We start from the raw sequence: 25,271 nt of genomic DNA on the forward strand, positions 1-25,271 counted from the left end.
TCAAGGAGTAGATTCAATGCAAAAGATATGCCAAAAAATTGTTCGTGTTCAGAACGGTCTGATTACGGAAATTTATGATGGCTTGATCTACCGCGACTTCAACGATAATGATCGCGCAATCAAGGAACTGTTGATGGAAGATGTCGGCATGGATTTCGATGCGATGTTACAAACTTATGAGAAGTTGATTTATGACTTAGCTTCTTCCAACATAGACAACCCAGATATGCAAGCAATGATCAAGAACCGTTTGCCCGAAGGCTGGTTGGACTGGGCCGAAACCATCTACCGGGAAGAAGGAAGACAAGAGCAATCGCTTCAGCAGAAGAGTCAGCCGATCCTGTAATTGCCTGCGCTTCGCAGGCATAGCCGGCCTCGCGCTGTTCCATACTAAAGTCGTCACTTACGATGTTCGAGGATGGAGGTTGCTATCTGTATGTTGAATCAGCTTGAGAGCTCCTACAATTGTGCCAATGCCGGTCAAGATCTTCACGAGCTTCAGCAGGAACTTGAATCGCTTCAGCAAACTTCCGGTAACCCGGATCAAGAGACAACCGATACGATCAACAGGCTGGAAAATCAAATTCGCTTTATCAAAAATAAATGCGAAATTCGCCCGTAATTCGTTAACGAAAGCCTACGCTCCAGATATCGAGAAAGCATACTTTTCATCCCTCTCGCTTCTTTAATAGAAAGAAGCCGGGAGGGCTTATTTGTATGCCGAGACATTTCCCAACAACCGGGCCACTAAGCGAGCTGGTCACCGGTCCCATTAAATAAAGCATGTCATCAAGCCCTTCTTGACCACCCGATATACAGCGTCAGCCGTTGTTCAGGACGTCTCTCTTAAGATCCCTTGCTCGGCGTACACGAAAAAGACATGGAGAGTTTATTCCTCCATGTCTTTCGTAAATATTTATGGCGTCGTCGTCGTTCCGCCTGGCGTTGTCGTCGTGCCTCCCGGCGTCGTCGTCGTCCCGCCCGGCGTCGTCGTCGTCCCGCCCGGTGTTGTCCCAGATGGAATAACGATATAGCCCTTATCTGCTAAAGACTTAATAACTTTGATGACTTCCGCTCTTGTCATTGATTTGTCAGGTTGAAAAGTTCCATCCGGATACCCGTCGATGATTCCCAAATTAGAGCTCCATTGAACGCTTTCTGCGTACCATTCTCCACTCGGAACATCGCTAAACTTGTGTTGTGCCGTATCTGTTGGCGTAGTGGTTGTATTTCCTGGCGTAGTTGCTGCATCTAGAGGTCGAACAAGCCCTCTATTTTGGTTAACCATGTTATGATGGCGGTAATTCGTCGATTGCGACCTTACATTATTCGTGCCATTCGCACTGCAACCCGCCAATAAAGATACGGAAACCACAACCGCAGTTAAAGATAAACTGACTTTGTTCACGTCTTATCACTCCTTTCGTGGATTCGCCCTTATGATTTACAGAACCGAATAAAAATAAATCACTCAAGTGAAGCGAAAGTATGGGAGTACAGACAAAATAATCACGCCCTCGAACGTGCAAAATCACATTTTCACCCGTAACCGTAGGACCAACTTTTTCGTCAATGGTTAACCATGCCATAAGATTATACATGTGAGCATAAAATAAAATAGATCAAGGACGGAGGATGAACCGCAATGGAACATTGGTATATTTGGCAGCCGAAAGTCACTAATGCTCTGAAAACCATAAATGACCAATTATATCATAAATTAGCTGCAGATTTCTCTTTAATTATGGGAGCGGAAGTTTCCGTATCGATCCTTAAGCATGAGGATAGTTGGAAGATTTGCTATCAAGCGCCGCATAGTGAAAGTGACTTGTTTACGTTTATTTTCAGCTTATATGATCCGGCTAAGAAGGAATACTTGTACAGCGGATTTGAAATCGAGGAACCGACCATCGATATTCACAAGCTGCTCGTACTTCCTCAGGGACAAGGTCTGGCCACACAGATCATGTATAAGTTTTTGGAGAAAATGACCGAAATGCAATCGTTCTCGAGAATTGTTCTTCGAGCGGAGAGCAAGGACGAGGCAAAATTTTGGCAGCGTTTCGGGTTTCAATTCAAAGCAAGAACAAGTCCCTATTTGCCTGCGATGAGTTTAGATCTAAAACCGGATATCGGCAAATCCAAAAGCTTGCATGTAAATATCCGGTATAAATCGATATAAATGAGCGTACGGGGAATCATTAAGGAACCCTATGGGTGATAAGACTACAGGGATTACAAAGGGATACTCTCTGGTATTTGAATATTTCAATGCCAGAGAGCCATTAGGTTAATGAGTTAGAGCCACCGTGTTAATAAAATGGAGCCATCATGTTATTGTACAGAGCCAGTTTGGGACTAAACTAACGGGCAGGATAGTCGAATGGCAATCGCATGTTTTATGGTATATTAAAGGAAGTTTAAACCGTGAAGTGATTCAGTTGAACATAATTTTGGGAGGGAACAACATGGAAGTTTTTGCAGAATATTTAGCGCGTATTGATAATCCCGACCACCGCGATCGAGCAGAGGAAGTTTTGGTGTGGGTTGCTAATAATTTCCCAAATTTGGAACCACAAATCAAGTGGAATACGCCAATGTTTTCCTATCACGGCACATTTATCATCGGCTTTTCCACAGCAAAGTATCATTTGAGCGTTTCACCCGAAGAAGTAGGCATTACGCACTTTGCCGATGACATTGCACAAGCTGGTTACAGCGCTACCAAAGGCTTGTTTAGAATTCCGTGGAATGAGCCGGTAAATTACGAATTACTTGAGAAAATGATTGAGTTTAATATTTTGGATAAGGCAGACTGTTCAACTTTTTGGCGGAAATAAAAAATAGGATGGACCTTAGAGACTAAGGGCTTTTGGGTTCGTTTTTACATCCCCAACACTCTTGTTGGGGATGCCTTGACATGGCTAATGTCAAAGTTTGGGCTGCGCCCTTTTAAAGAGGTGTGGTTTGAGCATGTTTTCTAATGCAGATTTATTGTTTTACTTTTGGGTATTGCACTTGGACAAGCGTTAGCAGAGCAGCAACGTCGCAAATATCAAAGGAGGCAAAAACATAATGAAAATCATTGTTACCAGTATATTCGTTCAAGATCAAGACAAGGCATTGGAGTTTTATACAGAAACGCTTGGCTTTGTAAAAAAGCATGACGTTCCCGTCGGAGAATTTAGGTGGATAACGCTTGTTTCTCCCGATGAGCAAGACGGTACCGAGCTTTTACTCGAACCGAATGACCATCCTGCCGCTAAAGAGTATCAAAAGAAGATATTTGCCGATGGCATCCCAGCAACAATGTTTGGCGTTGCAGATATTAATAAAGAGTACAAACGATTATTGGAAAACGGCGTGAATTTTACTATGGAACCGACAAAAATGGGCGAACTCACAATAGCGGTCTTCGACGATACATGCGGCAACCTTATTCAGATTGTGCAGAAGTAACTTTATGACGAAATCTCGGTACTTAAAAGAAAAAAGGAGTAGAAGTAACCGATATTTCAGATGGTGGCCATGGTAGTTTTGAATTTTGGGATCCCGAGGGTTACAAGCTGCTCACAATGGCGATATAAGTTGGTTAAACTAACGAGGAACGAGAGTGGAGGAGCGGCTATGGCTGGTTCTCTTTTTTATTGAAGTAACTGGCAGGATAGTTGAATCTCATCGACGAACTATTAGGGAATGTTTGAAAGGATAGAAGATGATCAGTCTGCCTTCGGTCGGGCCAGGACTGTGCACATTAGCAATCCATGAGAAACCGGCCATGCTGTTGTATGATAAAATGTAGACATAAAGGAGGCTGCATATGGGACGTGTAATCCTGATGATGAATGTGTGAGAAAACCAGGGAGGAGAGTCAGTCGAATGGCAAAGATCGTTTTCGCATTGAACCAGTCTCTGGACGGGTTCGTCGACCACGACCACACGGCATTCCAGCCCGACCCCGTGCTATTCCGTCATTTCATCGACGACGTGCGTGGCCTGGCGGGCAGCCTGTACGGGCGCCGCATGTACGAGACCATGCGGTATTGGGACGGAGACCATATTGAATGGGATGCGCCGGAACGGGAATACGCAGCGGCGTGGCAAAGCAAACCGAAGTGGGTGGTGTCGAGGACGTTAAAGTCCGTCGGTCCGAACGCTTCTCTGATCGAGGGCGACCTCGCAGCGGCCATACGTGGGCTGAAGGCTCAGCATGAAGGGGAGATTGAAGTTGCCGGGCCGGAGTTGGCGCACAGTCTAACGGAGCTCGGTCTCGTTGATGAGTATCGACTCTATCTCCATCCAGTCGTGCTGGGTCACGGCAAACCGTTCTTCGCCGGTCCACGGCCGCCGCTGCGCCTCGTGGCAAGCGATCGAATTGGCGAGCAGGTGATCAGGTTGACCTACGTTCCAGCTTAGTTGTGCGGTTGACCCTGCGACCTTAAGTATACAATAGTACGATAGTTAAATATTGTAAACAGGGGAGCCATCATTTTCCGATGGCTCTCCTCATTAACATAGTGGCTCTATTTGATTAACAACGTGGCTCTCACTCATTAACCAAGCGGCTCTGCCGCACCAAAATATTCAGTATTAACAAAAAAAACCAGAGAGCATTTCCATAACGTTCACCCTCCAAATGTAATAGATAGTTATATTTCCCTCCTTCCCTTCCCCATCGACTATTCCCTTCAGTCTTTTAATACGATCTTCTATTGGATACCCGCTTGACTGCAACAAAAAAAACGGCATCACCTAGATACCGCTTCGAACGAATATTGTATCTTCTAATTGGAAATAATGATTCAACGACGCTTTTTGCCTTACTCATTTTTTTGAGGTCATATGCCTAAAACCCCCGAGTCAATTTCGGAGGTAATCGTAGCATCAAAGCTCACCGTTAGGGCGGGCTTCCGGTTATAATCTTCTTTTGCCCATAAAAAAGGTTTTATTTACTTTCTTAACGGCAAGCGGTACAAGCTTATAACTTTGTACCATCGGACTTTTACATAAAGGACAGCCAGGCGATTCTTCGTGTACAAATTCTTCGCGTACCCATGCATTGCAATTCGTATCTTCGCACTTCCAGATCCGTAATTCCTGTTTCTGTTCTGCCAACGTCGGCGTTTCCAATCGATTTCCCCCCTGCATTATCATGACAATTTATTATAATACGGTTGAGGAAAATTATGCAGCCTTTATCCGCTCAAAATTTAAAATTTTTTATGAGGGCTTTCAAGCCTGCGAAAATAGCTTCAAAGATCGTAATATAGCAATAATCACGGGGCTTGAATGATTAAGCAATAATTAGACCATATTAACTTTGCTGTAAAGCACAAAACTCATTTAGGAGGTGTATTCGATGGCTGACCAACAATCCGGCCAACAAAATCAGGATGCCGAGATCCAAGCCCATAATGCCGTGAAACATGCACTAAGTGAATTGAATCAAGCCCAGGATAATAACACGGATCGACGACATGACATTCAGGCTGCCCAAGAACAGCTTGATCAAGCCCACTTACAATTAGCACAAGCACGAAATGCGGATTCCGATAACCCGAGCACATCCTCGTAATTGAAGCTGCCCCTCCATTTATGGAGGGGTTCTCTTTTTATACAAAATACAAAACCCAATAAATCAAATTCGATTTATCGGGTAGATGAGGTAAGTTTATCGGTTCCAAAGCGGTTTATCGGCTTTCATAAACAGACTGCACACAGTTTCCATCCTCCGAAACCCGCATCATTGCGCCACTAATTATCCTTTCACGACACCTTATGCTCGATCCGAAGCTTATCCGCCACCATCGCGATGAATTCGCTGTTTGTCGGCTTGGACTTACTTATATTGATCGTATAACCGAACAGGTGGCTGATGCTGTCGATGTTGCCGCGCGTCCAGGCGACTTCAATCGCGTGGCGGATGGCACGTTCGACGCGGCTCGGCGTCGTTTTGTATTTTTCGGCGATAGCCGGATAGAGCGTTTTCGTAATGGCGCCCAGAATCTCGATATTATTGTAAACCATCGTAATCGCTTCACGCAAATATTGATAGCCTTTAATATGCGCCGGAACGCCGATCTCATGGATGATCGATGTAATGTTGGCGTCCAGATTCTTGCCCTTTGGCAGTTGGACGACATTCGCTTTCATCGGCGATGGCGACGACATCATCGGCATCGACTGTGAACTATTCACCAGCTGGCGTATGCGATTCGTAAGAATTTCCATATCGAACGGTTTCAAAATATAATAGGAAGCGCCCAATTGAACCGCTTTCTGCGTTATATTCTCTTGACCGAATGCGGTGAGCATGATGATCTTGGGCTGCGGGTTCAAATCCATTTCGCGAAGTTTCTCAAGAACGCCCAAACCGTCCAGGTGCGGCATAATAATATCCAGAATTAATACATCGGGCACCTGACCGCTTTGCTCAATTAAACGAAGTACATCATTCCCGTTATAGGCAACGCCGGAAACGCGCATATCCTCTTGCTCGTCAATAAATTCGGATAATAAGTTCGTAAATTCACGGTTATCATCTGCTAAAAGAACTTCAATAGTTTGCAACGTTATACTCCTCCTTCATTTGCGGCAATTAACTTTAGCATTATTTACCTAAGTATATTATTTCGACAGATAGCCTAAAATTCCTTCTGTCGAATATTATTTTTCTGGATTTTTTTTCTGATATCTATTATAATTAAAAATTTAATTCATTAAAATACAATTATCGACAAAAGCAGAGGGAATCCCCTCTATTTTCTCTAGGTTAGACGGGTTGCACGCGAAATTTGTTTCAATCAACATCAAGACAAAAAAACTGAAGACCGTTAACTGGCCTTCAGTTGTTGTTCGGGCTTCGACTCCGATTCCGTTATCGTACCGGGCGCTCTTAGCATGATGCCTGCATCCTGCAGCATCCATTCGATAAAACAACCGTATCCGCTCGTCGGATCGTTCACGAAGACATGGGTGACGGCGCCGACGACTTTACCGCTCTGAATGATCGGGCTGCCGCTCATGCCCTGCACGATGCCGCCTGTCTTATCCAACAACCGGGGGTCGGTAATCTTGATGACCATCCCTTTCGTTGCCGGGAACTCCTGTTTCGCGACGTGGACGACTTCGATATCGAATTTCTCGACTTTCTGACCGTTCACCACCGTATAAATTTGCGCTGGCCCTTCGCGCACTTCTTCGGCAAAAGCGACAGGCATTGCTTTATCATATAAACTGTGATCCGGGGCATTGAACATTTTACCGAAAATGCCGAACTGCGTATTTTTCTCAATGTTGCCAATCGACTTGCTTTCCTTCGAAAACTGAGCCCGCTTCTCCCCCGGTTCCCCATTCTGACTTTTCGAGATGGAGGTGACGTTGGAGTGCACGATATCGCCCCCGCCGACTACAATTGGCGTTTGTGTATCCATATCGGTAATTACATGTCCAAGGGCGCCGTATACGCCCTGATCCGGCGCATAGAACGTCAATGTGCCCACACCTGCCGCCGAATCCCGAATATAGAGGCCGAGCCGATAAGCTTTATCGACCGCATCGTATGCAGGCGTTATCGGGATCTCTAAGGTTTCGTTGTTTCGCACAATCGTAAGCACAATCGGTTTCTTGCTTTCGCCGGCCGCTTTGACAAGCTCAGCCACTTTACTTACGTCCTGGATCGGCTTACCGTTCATTTTGACAATGAGATCGCCCAGCTGTACCTTCGCTTCCTCACCGGGAGACGACCTTTTATCCTCGGCAACCGAGACGAGATGATGGCCTACGACCATGATACCCGCCGATTTCAGCTTAACGCCGATCGTCTGGCCGCCGGGAATTACTTTCAAATCCGGAACAACGTTTACTTTCACGGTTTTGAGCGGAATCGCACCGAATAATTTCAGTTTCATTTCCGCTTTTCCTGCCCGGTAGGACTCTAAGGAGATCGGCTGATGAAGATCAACGCGGAAGGAATGCTCCGTGGAACCATTAACTTTAATGATTTCGGGATGATTGACCGTTACTTGTGCGCTGACCGGCATGACCAAATTCAAATGAGCCTCTTGACCAGAAAATAATCGAAGTTCCTCGGGGAATGAGGCAAAGCTGCGGAATGGGGTGGTCAAGCTACCCAAACAAACGAAGAGGACGAGCAGTAATCCAATCAATCTTTTTCTCTGGTTGGAACTCAATTCGCTCACGCTCCCTTGCTTCCTTTGCTTAGCGGCACCAAGCTCTACGATGGCTTCAAAAAGCTGGCGTCACACCTGCAATCCATGACCTTACTTGCACTTAGATCACTTGGCAGCACCGCCGTTTGTGTACCTTTAAGGTAACCCCGCGCTCCCGCTTTTATAACTCCAAAATGCTCCCACCCCGTCAGAGCATCTTTGCTTTTTTATCATTGGCTAAGGCTAACATTTCCTGCGCATGCTCGATCGTTTTGTCCGTTACTTCAACCCCGCCGAGCATCCGCGCAAGCTCATGCGCCCGGTCGCTTCCGTGTAAATCCTCGATCCGCGTGTACGTCCGATCTTCATCGGTCGTCTTGCGGATAAGATAATGCACGTCGGCCATGCAGGCCACCTGCGGCAGGTGGGTGATCGAGAAAACCTGGCAGCTTCGCGACAGCTTGGACATGCGTTCGGCGATCGCTTGCGCGGCGCGCCCGCTTACCCCGGTATCCACCTCATCGAACACGAGTACGGGAATACGGTCAACGCGGGCGAATATTGATTTCAGCGCCAGCATCACGCGCGAAATTTCCCCGCCTGAGGCAATTTTGCTTAACGAGCGGAGCGGTTCTCCGGGGTTTGCCGAAATAAGAAACTCCACTTGATCCGCACCCTCGGGCGTAAACTTGCGCTCGCCTTCCGCCGCGAAGTGCACTTTAAATTGCGTTCGTTCCATATGTAATTCGCGAAGCTCAACCACGATCTCCCCGGACAGCCGTTCCGCGACAGCCATCCGTTTCAGCGTCAAGTCGGAAGCTAAGCGCCCGAGCAGCTCGACAGCCTGCCGTTCCTCCCGCTGCAGCTCCTGCAGCCGTTCGTCCTTATGTTCGATGAGGTGGAGCTCCGCCTCGATTTTGTCCGCATAGGTCAGAATATCTGCTACGTTATCTCCATATTTTCTCCGAAGTGTGGAAATCGTATCCAGTCTTTGTTCGATAAAATCGAGCCGCGCCGGGTTGAATTCGATCTCGTCGCGATAATCGCGAATTTGATACGCGGCGTCCTCCAGCTGATAGAACGCCGATTGAACTTGCTCTGCTAACGGCTGCAGCCTGACCGTATCGTAAGACGCAATGTCTTGCAGCTTCTGGACGGCTCGTCCGATCGCATCAAGCCCCTTGCTGCCGCCGTATATAAGCTCGTAGGCGTCCGCCGCGTTCTGATACAGCTTCTCGGCGTTGGACAGCTTCCGCTTCTCTTCCTGCAGCGCCTCGTCTTCGCCCGGCTTCAGCTTGGCCGAACGGATTTCTTCCACATGGAATTTGTATAAGTCGGCCATCTGAAGGGCCTGCTGGCTCGTTTCCTGAAGCTCGCGCACCTGCTTGCGGATCGATTGGTAAGCGGCATAAGCCTTGCGGTATTCCCGTTTGACCGGACCGATCTCCGCTTCACCGAACATATCCAGCAGGCGGATGTGCTCCTCCGTCTTAAAGAGCGACTGATGCTCATGCTGTCCGTGAATGTTAACGAGCCATTCCCCGATCTCTTTCAGCATCGCCAAATTCACCAGCTGACCGTTCACCCGGCTCGTGCTTTTGCCCTGTGCCGAAATTTCTCTGCGTATAATAAGATGCTCTTCTGAAACGCCTTCTATGCCTAACCGGGATAACGCTTCCCGTACCGGATGATCGGCCCCGACTTGGAACAAAGCTTCGATCGAAGCTTTATCGCTCCCGTACCTCACCAAATCGGAGGAGCTCCTGCCGCCCGCAATCAAGCTTAAGGCGTCGATAATAATCGATTTGCCGGCTCCGGTTTCCCCGGTCAGAACGTGAAAGCCGGATTTGCAATGGAGCTCCACATGCTCGATCACGGCTAAATGACGAATGGACAATTCCAACAGCATAAGCGCACCTCTTCCCCTGCGATTAACTTAGCATTCCGAGAATTTGATTGACCACATGGACGCTCTGATCCTTCGTCCGGCAAATGATCAAGATCGTATCGTCGCCGCAAATAGTCCCCATAATCTCATTCCATTCCAGACTGTCGATCAGGGCGCCGATCGCATTCGCCGTGCCGGGCAAGCTCTTCAGCACGACCAGATTCTCCGAGTAATCGATATGGACGAAGTGGTCGTTCAGCGCGCGGCGGAGCCGCTGCAGCGGATTGTATCTTTGATCCGCCGGCATCGAATATTTATATCGTCCGTCGTCGAGCGGTACTTTGATCAGATGCATTTCTTTGATATCCCGCGAAATGGTCGCCTGGGTGACGTGAAAACCGCCGTTGCGCAGCTGCTCCACCAGTTCATCCTGCGTTTCGATTTCGTTGTTCGTAATAATTTCGCGAATTTTCACATGTCGTTGACCCTTCATAGGTTCCTCCCTGAGGTATGTGATCGGCTATATGTGAACATTAAAGTTCCTCTTCATCCGGTTCGGTTAAGCTGAACCGGTAACAATCGATAAGCTTGTCCTGCAGATGCACGTAAAGGACGCCGGCGGTTTGCGCATCCAACAGTTGGTAGACGAACAACCGGTCGCGGACCGCGCTGCCTGTTTTCTCAAGCGGCTTACGATCCTTGGCCAGCTTAACGGCGTAATATTCCCCGTCCCGCTCCGCCATATAATCGATAAACAACCGGCTTTGCAGCGACTCCGAATCGTTCACCAAAATATATACGGGCACGCGCCGTTTGCCGCTCAACACCCGGTATCCGTATTCCCCGAGTAATAGTGTCGCTTCATCCTCGGGAACGGCTTCTTCCGTTAACCACTCCAAGGGCGGCACTTGCTCCACCGTTTCGCGCATTTTTCCCCGAAGGTACTTATACAGCCAGAAAATGAGCACGACGATGAGGAGAATCACAATGAAACCGTCTCCGCTTTGCATGGCATCACCTCGGGTAGTACTATTCGAGGAAAATGCGCCAATCTCCTCTATAATTGGCAAAAAAACTCATCCCGGTTACGTCGGACAGACGTTGCCGTCCGTCCTCCAATAACGCGCAGGCCAAGCGAAATTACCGCTTCAACCCTGGGATGAGTCCTGCATGCTTTGCGACTCCTGCACGACAGCCCGAATGAGAGCATCCAGCTCCGGCTCCGGGATGACGCCTTGTATGGATTTTTGTAAATAAGCTAAAAATTCGATGTTCCCTTCGCCGCCCTTGATCGGAGAGAACGTTAACCCGCGCAGGGCGAAACCGTTCTGCTGGGCGAAGCGCAGCACCGTCTCCAGCACTTCCCGGTGTACGGCCGGCTCGCGGACGACGCCCGTCTTCGGCACCTTCTCCCGGCCAGCCTCAAACTGAGGCTTTACGAGCGCCACAACCGTCCCATCGTCGGCTAACAAGCCGTGGAGGGCCGGCAATATAAGCTTCAGCGAGATGAACGACACGTCGATCGACGCGAAAGTCGGCTGAGGCCCTTGAAGATCCCCGGGCTGCATGAAACGGAAATTTGTGCGTTCCATCACGCACACCCGCGGATCCTTACGCAGCGACCAATCCAATTGATTGTATCCGACGTCGACGGCGTAAACGTAGGCCGCGCCATGCTGCAAGGCGCAGTCCGTGAAGCCGCCGGTCGACGCCCCGATATCGAGCATCGTCACACCGCTCACGTCGATCTCGAACTTGCGGAGCGCCTTCTCCAGCTTCAATCCCCCACGGCTGACGTAGGGGTGCAGCGCGCCCTTGACGACAATCGCTGCGGCTTTGGGCACTTTCGTGCCCGCCTTGTCGACCGGTTCGCCCGCTACGGAGACGAGCCCCGCCATAATGGCGGATTTCGCCTTCTCGCGCGTTTCGAACAGTCCGCGTTCGACAAGAAGAACGTCCAGCCGTTCCTTTTCCGTTTTATCCGATGCCATGAACCTCTCCTACTCTGAACGTTACGCCCTTTGTCGTTTGCGGGGCACGAGCGCCGTCAATTCGGACACGAGACGTTCGGCGGTCAAACCGACTTCCTCCCGCTGTTGTCCGACCGAACCGTGCTCCACGAAGTAATCGGGAACGCCGATCGTCTTCACCCTCATACCGTAATGGTTATGGAGCGAATAATACTCAAGAACCCCGCTGCCGAAGCCGCCCATCACGGCACCTTCCTCGAGCGTAAGGACCGGGATATCTTCCTTGGCCAGCTGGTTCAGCATCGCTTCGTCCATCGGCTTGATAAACCGCGCGTTGACGACACGCACCTGTACGCCTTCCTTCGCCAGCGTCTCCGCCGCTTCGAGGGCGATCGGAATCATGGGGCCGACGGCTAAAATCGCCGCATCCTGCCCATGACGGAGCGTTTCCCATGTACCGATTGGAATCGCCGTCAACTGCTCGTCGAGCGGTACGCCCAGTCCGTTAATGCGCGGATACCGGTATGCGATCGGGCCGTCTTCATAATCGAGCGCCGTCTTCATCATATGACGGAGCTCGTTCTCATCCTTCGGCATCATCACGACCATATTCGGGATGCTGCGCAAGTAAGCAATATCATACACCCCTTGATGCGTTTCGCCGTCGGGTCCGACGAAGCCGGCGCGATCTATGGCGAAAGTTACGTTCAGGTTGGCGCGGCATATATCGTGTACAACCTGGTCATAGGCCCGCTGCAGGAACGTGGAGTATACGGCAAACACCGGCTTCAAGCCTTCGGACGCCAAACCGGCGGAGAAGGTCGCCGCGTGCTGCTCGGCAATCCCTACGTCGAACATCCGTTCCGGGTAGGCCTTGGCAAACCCGAGCAGCCCGGAGCCGCCCGGCATCGCCGGGGTAATGGCTACGACGCGCTTATCCTGCGCGGCGAGCTCGATCAGCGTACTGCCGAACACTTCCGTATACATCGGCGGACCGACCGGCTTCAAGACCTGACCGGATTCGATCTTGTAAGGACTGATGCCATGCCACTTGTGCGAATCGGCTTCCGCGGGCGAGTAGCCCTTGCCTTTCAGCGTGATGACATGGACGACGACCGGACCGTTCACCTTATCCGCTTGCTTCAGCGTTTCCATCAGCAGAGACAGATTGTGGCCGTCCACCGGACCGAAATACGTAAATCCGAGCTCTTCGAACCATACCCCCGGTACGACCAAATATTTGAAGGAGTCTTTCAACCGCTCGACCGTCTTGGCAAGCGTCCCGCCGATGGCCGGAATTTTCTTGAGCAATTGCTCGACCTCTTCCTTGGCCTTTACATAATGACGGTCGGAGCGGATGCGCGCCAAATAGTTGCTGAGCGCGCCAACGTTCGGAGCGATCGACATTTCGTTATCGTTAAGCACGACCATCAGCTTACGGCGCTCGTGTCCGATATGATTGAGCGCTTCGAGCGCCATGCCGCCCGTTAAGGCGCCGTCGCCGATCATAGCGATGACGCGGTTTGATTTCCCTTGCAGGTCGCGCGATACCGCCATACCCATCGCCGCGGATAACGACGTGCTGCTGTGTCCGGCTTCCCAGACGTCATGTTCACTCTCGGACCGTTTCACAAATCCGCAAAGCCCTTTATATTTACGCAAAGTGTCGAATTGATTCATCCGGCCGGTTAAAATTTTATGAACGTAAGACTGATGCCCGACATCAAAAATAAATTTGTCTCTCGGACTGTCAAACAAGTAATGCAGCGCTAACGTTAACTCGACAACCCCAAGATTCGGCGCGAGGTGACCGCCGGTAACCGAAAGCTTCTCGACAAGAAACTGTCTGATTTCAGCCGCCAACGGCTCAAGTTGTTCGAAAGCGAGGCGCTTTAAGTCGTCTGGCTGTTGAATTTGTTCGAGCAGCATGCTTGTTCCCCCCGCTTTCCTTAGTGGATTTGTCGTGTGTTTCTATGTTGATGTCATTATAGCACAGCCGCTTTAGCCCACTCAATCGAACCGGACTCAATGATCCCTCTTCATGAGATAATCGGCCAGCTGCAAAAGCCGTTCCGGATAAGGAATCCCCGCCCCCGTTACCGCATCCCGCGCTTCACGGGTCAGCTGCTCGATCTTCGCTTGCGAAGCTTCGATCCCAATAAAGTACGGATAGGTTACCTTCTGCTGCTTCACGTCGCTTTGCACCGGTTTGCCGAGCTTCTGCTCGTCGCCGACAAGATCCAGAATATCGTCCTGAATTTGAAAAGCAAGCCCGATGCATGTGCCGAACCGATCCAGCGCAGCCAGCTGCTCCGCCGTAGCGCCCGCGATACGGGCGCCCGCCTTCAGCGAGAATACGATCAGATCGCTCGTCTTGTGCAGATGAATGTAATCAAGCTCTTCGAGCTTGGTTACGCCTTGTTCGCCCTGCATATCGGCCGCTTGTCCGCCGACCATGCCCGGCGCGCCGGAAAGCCTGGCCAGATCTTCGACGATATCGGCGATCGTGCCGCCGCTTACGCCTTGCTTCCGGGCTGCTTGAACGATCGTATAGAACGCGTGCGTGAGCAGCGCGTCTCCGGCCAAAATGGCCATCGCTTCCCCGTATACTTTATGATTGGTCGGTTTGCCGCGACGGAAATCGTCGTTGTCCATTGCCGGCAAATCGTCATGAATGAGTGAATACGTGTGGATCATCTCCACCGCAAGCGCGACCGGCATCGCGTCCTCGGCCCGGCCGCCCAGCGCCTCGGCCGAGGCGAGCACAAGAATCGGACGAATCCGTTTGCCGCCGGCCATCAGCGAATACATCATCGATTCTCGCAGTGCGGCCGGAATGCTCCACTCCTGCGGAATGGAGCGCTCCAATTCATGCTCGACCCGCAGGGCCTGTGTTTGGATATAATCGCGAATGCTGCTTACGGCGCTCATCGGCTTTCTCCTTTATCGGCTTCGCCCGGATTGAAAGGCTTCCGCGTCAAGCCGCCTTCCTGCTCGAGCAGCACCTCGATCTTCCGTTCCACCTGTTCCAGCTTCTGGCCGCACAGCTGAGACAGCTTCATCCCTTCCTGAAACAGCTCGATCGCTTGCTCGAGCGGAACGTCGCCGCTTTCAAGCTTCGCGACAATACGTTCCAGCTGCTCCATCGCCTGTTCAAAGCTAGGCGTTGTTTGTTCCTGATTCGTCATCTCGTTTCTCCTCCATGGACCATACGTGACAATCAATCCGGCCGTCGGCCAGCCGCAGCTTAATAATATCTCCCAGCTGCACCTGCTGCACCGACTTGATCAGCTGCTTCTCCTTCTCGTCGTAAACGAGGCTGTAACCGCGCTGCATGACTTTCAGCGGACTAAGCGCATCGAGCTGACGGAGCGTCGACACCAGCTCCCGCTGCTTCGTCTTGAGCGCGGCCTGCATCGATTGCCGGAGCAGCCGGTCCGCTGCATCGAGCCGCTTACGGGAGTATACAACCTGTTCCTTCGGATTAAAAGCCGCGATTTTCCGATCCGACCGCATCAATCGCTCCTGCGATTTATTGACCCGGCCGCGCATTTTGTAGATGAGCTGCTCTTTCATCCGGTCCAGTCGCTCCGCCGGCTGCAGCATGAGCTGTCGGCGCGGATTCGTCAAATACGGCGAGCGCTGCAGCCGCTTCAATCGTTCGCGGCCGCCTTCCAGACGCGAGGTTAAGCCGCCGTACAGCCGCTGCTTCAGATGCGCGATCCGCTGCGCCAGCTCCAGATGATGCGGCACCGCAAGCTCGGCTGCCGCCGTCGGCGTAGCCGCCCGCAGATCCGCGACGAAGTCGGCTATCGTGAAATCCGTCTCGTGCCCGACCGCCGAAATAACCGGCAGGACCGAAGCGTATATCGCACGCGCGACGATTTCTTCGTTGAACGCCCAAAGTTCTTCCAAGGAGCCGCCCCCGCGTCCGACGATCAATACGTCCACTTCGTTTAATCGGTTCATCTCTTCGACCGCCCTTACGATCGAAGGAGCCGCCTGCTTCCCTTGCACAAGCACGGGATAGAGCAGCACCGGCACGGACGGATAACGCCGCTGCAGCGTAATGATAATGTCGCGCACCGCAGCACCGGTCGGCGACGTGATGACCCCGATCGCGCGCGGAAAAGCCGGGATCGGCTTTTTTCGTTCCGGTGCGAACAAGCCTTCGGCTTCCAGCTTCTTCTTGAGCTGCTCGTAGGCCAGATACAGGCTGCCGATGCCGTCGGGCTGCATCTGCGTCACGTAGAACTGATAAGCCCCGTCCCGTTCATATACGGATATATTACCGCAGGCGAGCACCTTCGTGCCTTCCTTGGGGATGAACCCGAGACGCTGGTTATACGACGCGAACATGATGCTCTTCAAGCGGCTGTCCGCATCCTTCAGCGTGAAGTACATGTGTCCGCTCGAATGATGCGTAAAATTGGAGATTTCCCCGCGCACCCATACGTTTTGCAGCGCGTCGTCGGCCTCCAATTTATTTTTAATAACCCGGTTAAGCTCCTTGATCGAGTAAATCGTTCGTCCGCTCATGGCTAATGCGCTGCGCGCAAACCGGCCGCCCGCTGCGCCGCTTCCAGCGTATTGCGCAGAAGGATGGTGATCGTCATCGGTCCGACGACGCCCGGCACCGGCGTAATCACGCTTGCCGTATCGACCACATCGTCAAAGTCGACGTCTCCGGACAGCTTGCCCGTATCGAGCCGGTTCACACCTACGTCGATGACCACGGCGCCCGGCTTCACATGCCGGCGTTTGATCACCTTCGGCTTGCCGATAGCGGCAATCAGAATATCCGCTTGGCTCGTAATCTCTTCCAGGTTGCTCGTGCGGGAATGGCAGGTGGTAACCGTCGCATGCTCGCGAAGCAGCAGAATACCCATCGGCTTGCCGACAATGTTGCTGCGGCCGATGACGACCGCATGCTTACCGGCGATGTCCACGCCGACCTTCTTCAAGATCTCGATCACGCCTGCGGGCGTACAAGGCGCCGGTCCCGGCTTACCGATCATCAGGTTGCCGACGTTGACCGGATGGAAGCAGTCGACGTCCTTCTCGGGGGCAATCGCCTCAACTACCCGTTCTTCGTTGATTTGCTTCGGCAGCGGCGATTGCACCAGGATGCCGTGAATCGCCTTATCCGCATTCAGCTTGGCGATCAGTGCGAGCAGCTCGCTCTCTGACGTTGCTTCCGGCAGCTTGTACACTTCAGAGTGAATGCCCGCCTCTTCGCATGCGCGGTTCTTGTTGCGCACATAGACGTGAGAAGCCGGGTCTTCGCCGACGATGACGACGGCAAGACCGGGCTTCACCCCTTGGGCGATCAACCGGTCGACCTGATCTTTAATTTCGGTTCGGTAGGCGCCGACGAGCTCCTTACCGTTAATCACATGTGCAGACATCGCTTACGTTCCCCTTTCGTCTTCTCCGAACTTTCTTTACGATGAAGGCTTCGCTCTGAGTTGGCTCGAATCATATCAAGCTTCTGGCGATGACGATTGACCGCGAAGCGTATCCAAATCTTTGATCATTTTGCCCAGCACGCCGTTGACAAACTTCCCCGACTCTTCCGTTCCGAAATTTTTGGACATCTCGATCGCTTCGTTCACGACAACCTTCGGCGGCACATCGTCGCGGAACACCATCTCATAGGTGGCCAAGCGTAAAATTTCGCGGTCCACCTTCGACAGCCTGTCCATTTGCCAGCCTTTTAAATAGTCCACAAGCAGATGGTCGATTTGCGACTTGTGACTAAGCGTCCCTTCGACCAGCTCCTTGACGTCTTGCTCGGAGATTCGATCCTTCTCCCGCGTCAGCTGTCCTTCGTCCTCGCCTCTCGCTTCCTCCACGACGTGATCGACGGCATCGCCTGTGCTCACTTCGTTCATGGCCATCTGGTATAAGCTTTGTAGGGCAAGTTCCCTTGCCAGTCTTCGTCTCATGTAATGAAAATCCTCCTGTTGGGTCGCTTGTCCCGGCTACAATCCTTCGCCCGACAAAAAATCCTTGGGCGTCTCCCAAGGATTTTAGCGGAACAGTCTCCATTTGTCCATTAGCCTACGCCAAGTGTCTTCTGCGGGAAACACCGGCTCGTTCCGGTCCAACTTTTTCCCTATGTAATATCCAGTATATACGATCAAGACAAAGATTAACATATGAAACAAGCCGAAGATCAAATAAATGATGCCCAGCACCACCCCGGCGATGACGCCGAAGGTCTTCCCTCTGTGCTGTTCGAGAAGCCGCTCCCAGATTTGCACCCACATGCGGGACACTCCCCTCTACTCCACCCGGCTTTTGAACGTGGGGGACGATTGCTGAATGTTCGCGATAAACACGGACACGAACGCCACGGGAATGCCGGTGATGTCTTCGATATGCCGTTTCACGTTCGCCTGCATTTCTTCCGTCAACGCCGGAATCGGGGTTTCTCCGTCCACAATCGCCCGAATGACGATCTCAAGGCCCGCTTGGTTCACTTTGACACGGGCACGCAGGTCTCGAACGCCGCGAGAGCGGGAAGCCGCCTTCAGGGACAAATTCTCAACCGTATCGAGCGAGATGCGAATATCCCCGAACTCCGTCCGCTGATCGATCGAAGGCACGGACGATTTGCCGCGCCGCGCCGACAAGTACAGAAAGCGAACGGCGAGCAGCAGAACGACCGCCGTGACAATAATGAAAGGAACGGCGACGTTAATCTCGTTGTATACGTCATGAACAAAATTTTGCGCATCGTTCAAAGGAATCAGCCCGAATGCCGCAATGAGCAGGACGAATGATGCAAGGAGTACGACGATACTAAAAATAAACAACAGCAGTTTGTCGAGTACTTTGGCCACGGGATCGGGCTCCTTTCGCAGGTATGGAGGAAACCCCCAGACGTGAACGTAAGGGGGTTCAACCTGACTATGATCGTTTATTTAACGCGCTGCGTGTTCGTTTCCGGCTCTTCCGGCGGCTTCTCCGCACCTTTAAAAATAACGTCATGGATATGCACGTTCACCTGAACGACACTTAAGCCGGTCATCGATTCGATCGCGTGTTTGACGTTCTGCTGCACGCCGCTCGCCACCTCCGGGATCCGGGTGCCGAATTCGATAACGACGGAAACATCGATCGCCGCTTCGCGCTGTCCGACTTCAACCTTTACGCCTTTGGACAAATTTTTGCGACCGAGCAGCTCCGCGATCCCGCCGGCGAAACCGCCGCTCATACCGGCAACGCCGGGAACCTCGATGGTCGCCATGCCGGCAATGATCTCAATCACTTCAGGAGCAATTTGAATCGTACCCATGTCGGTCTTTTCGTAATCGGCAGCAACTATACTCATGGTTAGGTCCTCCTCCAAGTTTTTGCTGAGGCAAAAACGGCTTCATTCACAACAATTTACATACGATCGTCGGTAGTCCTTCACTTTTGCCCGAATTAGCGACTGGTTCTGATGCCAGCCCGACCCTTGTCTGTATTGTATACTATACCATTTGGACAAAAATATGACAATGAACCGGCAATATTACGAGTTGGGGTCGTTCACGTCGTGCTCTTCCAGGAACTTAATGTCAAAATCGCCCGCCAAAAACTTCTTATGCTCCAGAAGCTTCAGGTGGAATGGAATTGTCGTATGTACGCCCTCAACGGCAAATTCGGCAAGCGCGCGCTTCATTCGCTGGATCGCCTCATCGCGATTTTTGCCCCAGACGATGAGCTTCGCGATCATCGAATCGTAGTGCGGCGGAATCGTGTAGCCCGGATAAGCGGCGCTGTCCACTCGAACGCCGAAGCCGCCCGGCGGCAAGTAAAACTTGATTTGCCCGGCCGACGGCATGAAATTGCGTTCCGAATCCTCCGCGTTAATGCGGCATTCGATCGCCCAACCGTCGATCTTCACGTCTTCCTGCGTAAACGAAAGCGGCTCGCCTTCGGCGACGCGGATCATTTCTTTTATAATATCGATTCCGGTGATAAGCTCCGTTACGGGATGCTCCACTTGAATCCGGGTGTTCATTTCCATGAAATAAAATTGGCCGTCCGCGCCGAGCAAAAACTCAAGCGTTCCTGCGCCGGAATAGTTAACCGCTTTCGCCGCACGCACCGCCGCTTCACCCATCGCCTCGCGAATTTCCGGCGTCAGGATCGGGCATGGCGCTTCCTCGACGAGCTTCTGGCGGCGTCGCTGCACCGAGCAGTCGCGCTCGCCCAAGTGGACAACGTTGCCGTGTTTATCGGCAAGCACTTGAATCTCGACGTGCTTCATGCCGGTCAAATATTTCTCCAAATAAACGCCGGCGTTGCCGAACGCCTTCTGCGCTTCCTGCTGGGCGGCCGTAATTTGCTGAATGAGCATTTCTTCATTGTCGGCTAAACGTATGCCCTTGCCCCCGCCGCCTGCGGTCGCTTTAATGATGATCGGGTATCCGATTTCCCGGCCGAGACGAATTGCTTCTTCCACATCCTCGACCAACCCGTCGGAGCCCGGAATGACCGGTACGCCGGCTTCTTTCATCGTTTGCTTGGCGACGGATTTGTCGCCCATCTTGCTGATCGCTTCCGGGGAAGGACCGATGAACGTTATATTGCAGCTTTCGCATATTTCTGCGAAATCGGCGTTCTCCGCGAGAAATCCGTAGCCCGGATGGATCGCGTCGGTTTCCGTCAGCGTCGCCACGCTCATGATGTTCGTGTAATTCAAATAGCTGTCCTTGGACAGCGTGGGTCCGATGCAATAGGCCTCGTCCGCCAAGCGGACGTGCAGCGCGTCGCGGTCGGCTTCCGAGTAGACCGCAACCGACGTAATGCCGAGCTCGCGGCAAGCGCGAATGATGCGTACCGCAATTTCACCGCGGTTGGCAATCAAAATTTTATGAAACTTCAATGCGGCTCTCCTCCTACTTACTCCGGTTTCACCAGGAACAACGGCTGCCCGTACTCCACAAGCTGTCCGTTCTCCACGAGCACTTCTACGATCTCGCCCTTCACTTCGGCTTCGATCTCATTCATCAGCTTCATCGCTTCGATGATGCAAACGACGGTTTTCTCTTTCACCGCACTGCCCTTGGATACGAACGAAGCGGCGCCCGGCGATGGAGCGGCATAGAACGTGCCGACCATCGGGGACACGATTGTATGTAGACCTAAGTCGGCTGCCGCCGGTTTGGACGCGCTTGGCGCTTCCGCTGCAGGGGCTTGTACCGCCGCTTGAGGGGCAGGCACTTGCGCATACACAGGAGCGGCCGGAGCCGCGGTCACGACAACCTGTTCGGTTTTATTCGGTTTACGGATGAAAAGGCGCGAGCCTTCGCTTTCAATTTCCAGTTCTTGCAAAGAGCTTTGATCCACAAGCTTGATCAATTCTTTGATTTCGCTTAACTTAAACAAGTGCATTCACTCCTTTGGGCATCTGGCGCGCAGCAGGCGATCCATGGAAGGCAATCTTCGCCGCTGGCGATGTGAAACAAACGACGTTGTTATTATATCACAATATAATTTGAAGGGAAGAACTTATTAGTACTTGGTTCTACTTCATATTTTCAACTGTCGAAATTCCTGATCCCTTTGCAATATCTACCATTTGTTTATGATTTATACTAAATATGGTCTTCCATCCAAAAAACATTAGATACATGATGTGTCATTTCAAAAGGATTAGCCATCCCCCTGCACCATATCAGTTAGATATACGCACGCACTCTTAACTTGTACTTCATTCTGTTACTCCAAATAAATAAGAGTCCGCGGGAGCGGACTCTGTCACCGATGATTTAAGGCTTCATGACGACGGAAATTTGATCCGCCTGAACGCCGAGCTCCTGCATGGCTTTATCGACAATGCTGACGGCTTGGCTGCGTTCCAGTTTATTCGACTGCACCGTAACTTTCCATTTGTTCGCGTCTTGCGTGACGACGACCTGCGGGAAGTCGCCGCCGAGGATATCTTCCAGACTGGTTACTTTCGCTTCCATATCCTGGATCTTGTTGTATTCTTCCTGAGCTTTGGCCGCGGCTTCCGCCGTTTGTTTCGGATCGGTGATAATCGTCATCAAGCTTTCCACCTTCTTCGTCAGCTCTTCATTGCGCTTCATTTGGGCGCTGAGGAAGAAATCGGTGCCGGATGTCGCAGTCGCTTGCATTTTTTGTAAGATTTTAGCTTCTTCGCTCGAAGCGTCCGTTCCCGTATTCGACACGGGCTGCGCCGCTTTGTCGTCCGTTTTCGCAGTGTCGGAGGAAGGCGTATCGGTTTTCGTGCTGCTCTCTTTAGGATCGCCGGCTTTGGCGTTATCCGTTTTGGCGGCGTCCGCTTTCGTATCGGCGGCGGGAGCTGCGTCCGTTTTTGCATCGGCCGCTTCCGGCTGCTTCACATCCAATTGACCCGTGTTCACGACGATCTCGTTCGTTTTAACCCCGGTTGACGCCACTTCCAGCTCGTTCACGTCTTCCGTGAATAAATAGTAGGCGGAGAGGACGACCATCAAGCTCAGCATCGATACCAACCAAATCGTTTGTCTTCTGGAATTCATTTGTTCATTCCTCCTTGAGTTCATCGTTCGTATTTGAAAGACGTTTATTTATTGCTTGCGCGGCAGGATTGAGATCCGGTGCGCGGGAACATCGAGTCCACGCTCCACCGCTTCGACGATCATCTTTTTGACCGTAAGATTTTCCGCCCCCTTGGCAACGACGAGCACGCCTCGGATTTTCGGTTTAATCGTCTTGACGATCAGCGGCTGCTTGCCCCCGGATACTTCGTATAACACCACTTCGCCGTTCCGGGACACATTCGTGATATGCCGGGTTGCCCCATGCTGGTCTTTCTCGTTCGTTACCTGCTGCGTTTCGTTCGTGTTGCGCTCTACCTGGATCTCTTCGCTCGAGTCGATGGTGACCAGCACCTCAACCTCGCCGACCCCCACGATCTTGGTCAAAATGTCCCGCAGCTGCGATTGATACGCTTCTTCATATTCGCGAAAGCCCGTTTGCTCCTTGCTTCCGGAGCCGAACGCGGCTTCGGCCTGATCCGGCGGTGACCCGCGCCCTTCGTTGATCGGATCGACATCCTTCACCGTGATGAACGAATTCATGATCATCAGCGCCGCTCCGACGAGCCCAAGCAGCAGCAGCAGGCGAAACGTCTGCATCCGCTTCGGACCGCCGGGGCCTCCCTTGAACCAGGACAACCAACCTTTCTTGTCTTCTCCCACCGTTTCACCTCCCCGGGGCCGGTTCCAGCGTTAGTTCGATCTGTTCCTGCGTCAGCTGCCAATCTTGCTCCAGCATCCGGATAATTTGCGTCTTCGTTTGCAGCAATGCCGGGGATAGCGGCTCTTTATCGGGTCCGAACGAGGCGGACTGCGGCACTGATCTTGCTGCGGATGCAGCCGGTCCGTCCGAGATTCGAATGTCGGCCACAGGGACCACCGGTTCGATCGGCTTGACCGTTTCCATCGCAGCGACCGGCTTCGCCCGTGCCTGATTCGGGAGTTCGGCCGGACGCCCCTCCGCCACCTGCAGCGTGACCATCCGGATCACCGGCTGTCCGGTCTCGTCGGGCGCCGTCACGACTTGAACGTTCCGTACGTCCACATCGGCCGATTGTTCAATCTTGCGTTTCATCAATTCTTCCACTTGGTTCTCAACGAGCGCCGACGTTTGCTCGAACTGTCTCGCTTGCAGGGCATTGGCGCGCTGCCGGATGGCCGTGAGCGAGTCCATCTCGCCGCCTGACACCGCCGCCAGGTCGGGCGACAGCGCTGCCGCCAGCCGTTCGTCCAGCGCCGCATCGGAGCGAAGCAGGCTTAGCAGGGGCTGGAGCAGCGTCAAGAGCAGGAACATGCTGATCACGGTCTTCACATAGCGCTGCATCGATTGATTCGGCAGCAGCAAGTCGACGAAGGTGGCGATCAGGATGACCAGCACGACCGACTTCAGCCAACCGCTCAAAAAGTCCAAGCGTTCTCCCTCCTTCGCTGGGCTCCGGATCAGCGCATCATGACCGAGACGTTGCCGGCGCCGATGATGATCGATATCGCGAGAAAAAACATCAGTCCGACGACGGCTAAAGCGGCGAATACATACATCATGCTTTTGCCAATGGTCTCCAGGCAGGTAATCATCGGGTTATCGCCGAGCGGCTGCATGACGGCGGCCGAGATGTTATATATGAAGGCTAACGCCATTATTTTCAGCGCCGGGAAAGCGCACAGCACCAAGATGACGACGACGCCGGCCAAACCGACGGCGTTCTTCACCAGCAGCGAAGCGCCGATGACCGTCTCCGAAGCGTCGGAGAACAGACGGCCGACAACCGGTACGAAGTTGCCTGCGATATACTTGGCCGTACGGATCGTCACGCCGTCCGCCACGGCTCCGGTTGCGCCCTGTACCGAAATGACACCCAGAAATACGGTGATGAATAAACCTAAGCAGCCCAGGCTGACCGTTCGCAGCAAGTTCGCCAGCTGTGTGACCTTGTATTTGTCAGACAACGAGCTTACGATGTGCAGCACAGCGGAGAAGAACAGCAGCGGAAACACCAGAAAGTAGATGGCCGTGCCGACCGCGTGCACCATAAACACGATCAGCGGGTGAAGCACCGTTACGGATACCGCGTTGCCCATCGACGCCAGCAGGGTCAACAGCAGCGGCACGACGGCGATCATGAAGTGTATCATGTCGGATATGGCCGATTTGGCGTAACCGATCGCTACGTTAAAGCTGTTCACCGCCATAATCATCAGGACGAGAAACGAAATCGCGTAAGCGATTTTACTGACCGCGTTCCGCTCAAACGAGCTTTGCAGCGTCTCGAGCAGCATGCTGAAAATCGTGAGAATGACGATGGAGACGAGCAACTTGCCGTTATACAGCAATTCATGAAAAAAGTAGCGAAACAGGGCGGAGAACACGCTGTCTATACTGAAGTTTTTGGCGCCGAGCAGCAGCTCCATGAACGTCGGGGCTTTGCTGTCGGGAAAATAACCGCCGTACTGCTTCATCAAGCCGCTCCAAAACTGTTCCACTTGATCGAGCGGCAGCCGTTCCGCCTGCTGGCGCACCAGCTCATCGGCGGGCGTGGCGGCCTGTACCTGCGCTCCGCAGCCGGTCAGGTCCGAGCAGCCGTACCCGACGCCTCCCGACAACAGGAGCACCGTCAGCACCGCGACGACAACGAGCCATCGCTTCATCTCGGCGGCGGAAGGGCGGCGCTGCAGCGGCAGCTCGCTTCTTGGCGGCGAAAGG

At 52.4% G+C, this 25,271-nt stretch carries 30 protein-coding genes; 7 read left to right on the forward strand and 23 right to left on the reverse strand.

What is annotated here, in order from left to right:
- Positions 1 to 16: 16 nt before the first annotated feature.
- On the forward strand, positions 17 to 346 hold the full coding sequence (locus ACZ439_RS02185; protein ID WP_464620574.1) for a hypothetical protein: 330 nt from the start codon (positions 17 to 19) through the stop codon (positions 344 to 346).
- A 90-nt stretch (positions 347 to 436) separates the two neighbouring features.
- Positions 437 to 622 (forward strand): hypothetical protein, encoded by a 186-nt coding sequence (locus ACZ439_RS02190; protein ID WP_054799655.1) that lies wholly within the window; start codon positions 437 to 439, stop codon positions 620 to 622.
- Between the two features lie 294 nt (positions 623 to 916).
- On the opposite strand, the gene ACZ439_RS02195 is transcribed toward ACZ439_RS02190, so the two are convergent.
- Entirely contained in the window at positions 917 to 1,135 is a 219-nt protein-coding gene (locus ACZ439_RS02195; RefSeq protein ID WP_054799654.1) for an S-layer homology domain-containing protein, read from the reverse strand.
- Positions 1,136 to 1,645: 510 nt separating this feature from the next.
- Here ACZ439_RS02195 and ACZ439_RS02200 point away from each other — a divergent pair.
- The 4 genes from ACZ439_RS02200 to ACZ439_RS02215 all read left to right on the forward strand — a co-directional run bounded on the left by ACZ439_RS02200 (position 1,646) and on the right by ACZ439_RS02215 (position 4,416).
- A complete protein-coding gene (locus ACZ439_RS02200; protein ID WP_054795185.1) occupies positions 1,646 to 2,182 on the forward strand; it encodes a GNAT family N-acetyltransferase in 537 nt (178 codons plus the stop codon).
- Positions 2,183 to 2,468: 286 nt separating this feature from the next.
- Positions 2,469 to 2,840, forward strand: a complete 372-nt coding sequence (locus tag ACZ439_RS02205; RefSeq protein ID WP_054799652.1) for an iron chaperone — start codon at positions 2,469 to 2,471, stop codon at positions 2,838 to 2,840.
- A 235-nt stretch (positions 2,841 to 3,075) separates the two neighbouring features.
- Positions 3,076 to 3,459: a VOC family protein gene (locus tag ACZ439_RS02210; protein WP_062495003.1), complete on the forward strand. Its 384-nt coding sequence runs from the start codon at positions 3,076 to 3,078 to the stop codon at positions 3,457 to 3,459.
- Between the two features lie 420 nt (positions 3,460 to 3,879).
- The gene (locus ACZ439_RS02215; protein WP_054795186.1) at positions 3,880 to 4,416 is read left to right on the forward strand and encodes a dihydrofolate reductase family protein; all 537 of its coding nucleotides are present in this window, start codon (positions 3,880 to 3,882) and stop codon (positions 4,414 to 4,416) included.
- A gap of 498 nt (positions 4,417 to 4,914) precedes the next feature.
- Here ACZ439_RS02215 and ACZ439_RS02220 read toward each other — a convergent pair whose 3' ends face one another.
- Positions 4,915 to 5,130, reverse strand: coding sequence for a cold-inducible protein YdjO-related protein (locus ACZ439_RS02220; RefSeq protein WP_230876144.1), 216 nt, complete (start codon positions 5,128 to 5,130; stop codon positions 4,915 to 4,917).
- A gap of 229 nt (positions 5,131 to 5,359) precedes the next feature.
- On the opposite strand from ACZ439_RS02220, the gene ACZ439_RS02225 reads away from it, so the two are divergent.
- Positions 5,360 to 5,575 (forward strand): hypothetical protein, encoded by a 216-nt coding sequence (locus ACZ439_RS02225; protein ID WP_054795189.1) that lies wholly within the window; start codon positions 5,360 to 5,362, stop codon positions 5,573 to 5,575.
- 191 nt (positions 5,576 to 5,766) lie between these two features.
- Here the strand turns inward: ACZ439_RS02225 and spo0A are convergent, their stop codons facing one another.
- The 21 genes from spo0A to spoIIIAE all read right to left on the reverse strand — a co-directional run bounded on the left by spo0A (position 5,767) and on the right by spoIIIAE (position 25,216).
- Positions 5,767 to 6,570 (reverse strand): sporulation transcription factor Spo0A, encoded by an 804-nt coding sequence (gene spo0A, locus ACZ439_RS02230; protein WP_054795190.1) that lies wholly within the window; start codon positions 6,568 to 6,570, stop codon positions 5,767 to 5,769.
- 263 nt (positions 6,571 to 6,833) lie between these two features.
- Positions 6,834 to 8,192, reverse strand: a complete 1,359-nt coding sequence (spoIVB, locus tag ACZ439_RS02235; RefSeq protein ID WP_155614863.1) for a SpoIVB peptidase — start codon at positions 8,190 to 8,192, stop codon at positions 6,834 to 6,836.
- Positions 8,193 to 8,379: 187 nt separating this feature from the next.
- Positions 8,380 to 10,080, reverse strand: coding sequence for a DNA repair protein RecN (gene recN, locus ACZ439_RS02240; RefSeq protein ID WP_464620575.1), 1,701 nt, complete (start codon positions 10,078 to 10,080; stop codon positions 8,380 to 8,382).
- 22 nt (positions 10,081 to 10,102) lie between these two features.
- Positions 10,103 to 10,552, reverse strand: a complete 450-nt coding sequence (gene ahrC / locus ACZ439_RS02245; RefSeq protein ID WP_054795192.1) for a transcriptional regulator AhrC/ArgR — start codon at positions 10,550 to 10,552, stop codon at positions 10,103 to 10,105.
- Between the two features lie 40 nt (positions 10,553 to 10,592).
- A complete protein-coding gene (locus tag ACZ439_RS02250) occupies positions 10,593 to 11,069 on the reverse strand; it encodes a hypothetical protein (protein WP_054795193.1) in 477 nt (158 codons plus the stop codon).
- 138 nt (positions 11,070 to 11,207) lie between these two features.
- Complete coding sequence (locus tag ACZ439_RS02255; RefSeq protein ID WP_127605491.1) at positions 11,208 to 12,050, reverse strand: TlyA family RNA methyltransferase; 843 nt, start codon at positions 12,048 to 12,050, stop codon at positions 11,208 to 11,210.
- A 21-nt stretch (positions 12,051 to 12,071) separates the two neighbouring features.
- Complete coding sequence (gene dxs, locus ACZ439_RS02260) at positions 12,072 to 13,958, reverse strand: 1-deoxy-D-xylulose-5-phosphate synthase (protein ID WP_127605493.1); 1,887 nt, start codon at positions 13,956 to 13,958, stop codon at positions 12,072 to 12,074.
- A gap of 96 nt (positions 13,959 to 14,054) precedes the next feature.
- Complete coding sequence (locus ACZ439_RS02265; protein ID WP_054795194.1) at positions 14,055 to 14,960, reverse strand: polyprenyl synthetase family protein; 906 nt, start codon at positions 14,958 to 14,960, stop codon at positions 14,055 to 14,057.
- Complete coding sequence (gene xseB / locus ACZ439_RS02270) at positions 14,957 to 15,217, reverse strand: exodeoxyribonuclease VII small subunit (RefSeq protein WP_054795195.1); 261 nt, start codon at positions 15,215 to 15,217, stop codon at positions 14,957 to 14,959. The genes ACZ439_RS02265 and xseB overlap by 4 nt, the downstream gene beginning before the upstream one ends.
- On the reverse strand, positions 15,189 to 16,568 hold the full coding sequence (gene xseA / locus ACZ439_RS02275; protein WP_141333985.1) for an exodeoxyribonuclease VII large subunit: 1,380 nt from the start codon (positions 16,566 to 16,568) through the stop codon (positions 15,189 to 15,191). Before xseA ends, xseB begins: the two co-directional genes overlap by 29 nt.
- Positions 16,569 to 16,570: 2 nt before the next feature.
- Positions 16,571 to 17,437 carry a bifunctional methylenetetrahydrofolate dehydrogenase/methenyltetrahydrofolate cyclohydrolase FolD gene (folD, locus tag ACZ439_RS02280; RefSeq protein ID WP_054795196.1) on the reverse strand — a complete coding sequence of 289 codons (867 nt, stop codon included), beginning with the start codon at positions 17,435 to 17,437 and terminating at the stop codon, positions 16,571 to 16,573.
- Positions 17,438 to 17,512: 75 nt separating this feature from the next.
- Positions 17,513 to 17,977, reverse strand: coding sequence for a transcription antitermination factor NusB (gene nusB, locus ACZ439_RS02285; protein WP_054795197.1), 465 nt, complete (start codon positions 17,975 to 17,977; stop codon positions 17,513 to 17,515).
- A gap of 84 nt (positions 17,978 to 18,061) precedes the next feature.
- Positions 18,062 to 18,301: a DUF2273 domain-containing protein gene (locus tag ACZ439_RS02290; RefSeq protein WP_054795198.1), complete on the reverse strand. Its 240-nt coding sequence runs from the start codon at positions 18,299 to 18,301 to the stop codon at positions 18,062 to 18,064.
- Between the two features lie 15 nt (positions 18,302 to 18,316).
- Positions 18,317 to 18,877 carry an alkaline shock response membrane anchor protein AmaP gene (gene amaP, locus ACZ439_RS02295; protein WP_054795199.1) on the reverse strand — a complete coding sequence of 187 codons (561 nt, stop codon included), beginning with the start codon at positions 18,875 to 18,877 and terminating at the stop codon, positions 18,317 to 18,319.
- A gap of 77 nt (positions 18,878 to 18,954) precedes the next feature.
- Positions 18,955 to 19,368, reverse strand: a complete 414-nt coding sequence (locus tag ACZ439_RS02300; protein ID WP_127605501.1) for an Asp23/Gls24 family envelope stress response protein — start codon at positions 19,366 to 19,368, stop codon at positions 18,955 to 18,957.
- Between the two features lie 183 nt (positions 19,369 to 19,551).
- The gene (gene accC, locus ACZ439_RS02305; RefSeq protein WP_141333986.1) at positions 19,552 to 20,910 is read right to left on the reverse strand and encodes an acetyl-CoA carboxylase biotin carboxylase subunit; all 1,359 of its coding nucleotides are present in this window, start codon (positions 20,908 to 20,910) and stop codon (positions 19,552 to 19,554) included.
- 17 nt (positions 20,911 to 20,927) lie between these two features.
- Positions 20,928 to 21,413 (reverse strand): acetyl-CoA carboxylase biotin carboxyl carrier protein, encoded by a 486-nt coding sequence (gene accB, locus ACZ439_RS02310; RefSeq protein WP_054799649.1) that lies wholly within the window; start codon positions 21,411 to 21,413, stop codon positions 20,928 to 20,930.
- Positions 21,414 to 21,796: 383 nt separating this feature from the next.
- Positions 21,797 to 22,552, reverse strand: a complete 756-nt coding sequence (locus ACZ439_RS02315) for a SpoIIIAH-like family protein (RefSeq protein WP_141333987.1) — start codon at positions 22,550 to 22,552, stop codon at positions 21,797 to 21,799.
- Positions 22,553 to 22,600: 48 nt separating this feature from the next.
- Positions 22,601 to 23,233, reverse strand: a complete 633-nt coding sequence (gene spoIIIAG / locus ACZ439_RS02320) for a stage III sporulation protein AG (protein WP_054795202.1) — start codon at positions 23,231 to 23,233, stop codon at positions 22,601 to 22,603.
- Positions 23,234 to 23,237: 4 nt separating this feature from the next.
- Positions 23,238 to 23,981 carry a stage III sporulation protein AF gene (gene spoIIIAF, locus ACZ439_RS02325; protein ID WP_054795203.1) on the reverse strand — a complete coding sequence of 248 codons (744 nt, stop codon included), beginning with the start codon at positions 23,979 to 23,981 and terminating at the stop codon, positions 23,238 to 23,240.
- A gap of 29 nt (positions 23,982 to 24,010) precedes the next feature.
- Positions 24,011 to 25,216: a stage III sporulation protein AE gene (spoIIIAE, locus tag ACZ439_RS02330; protein ID WP_127605715.1), complete on the reverse strand. Its 1,206-nt coding sequence runs from the start codon at positions 25,214 to 25,216 to the stop codon at positions 24,011 to 24,013.
- Positions 25,217 to 25,271 lie beyond the last annotated feature (55 nt).

The organism is Paenibacillus sp. JCM 9796 (assembly GCF_055379675.1).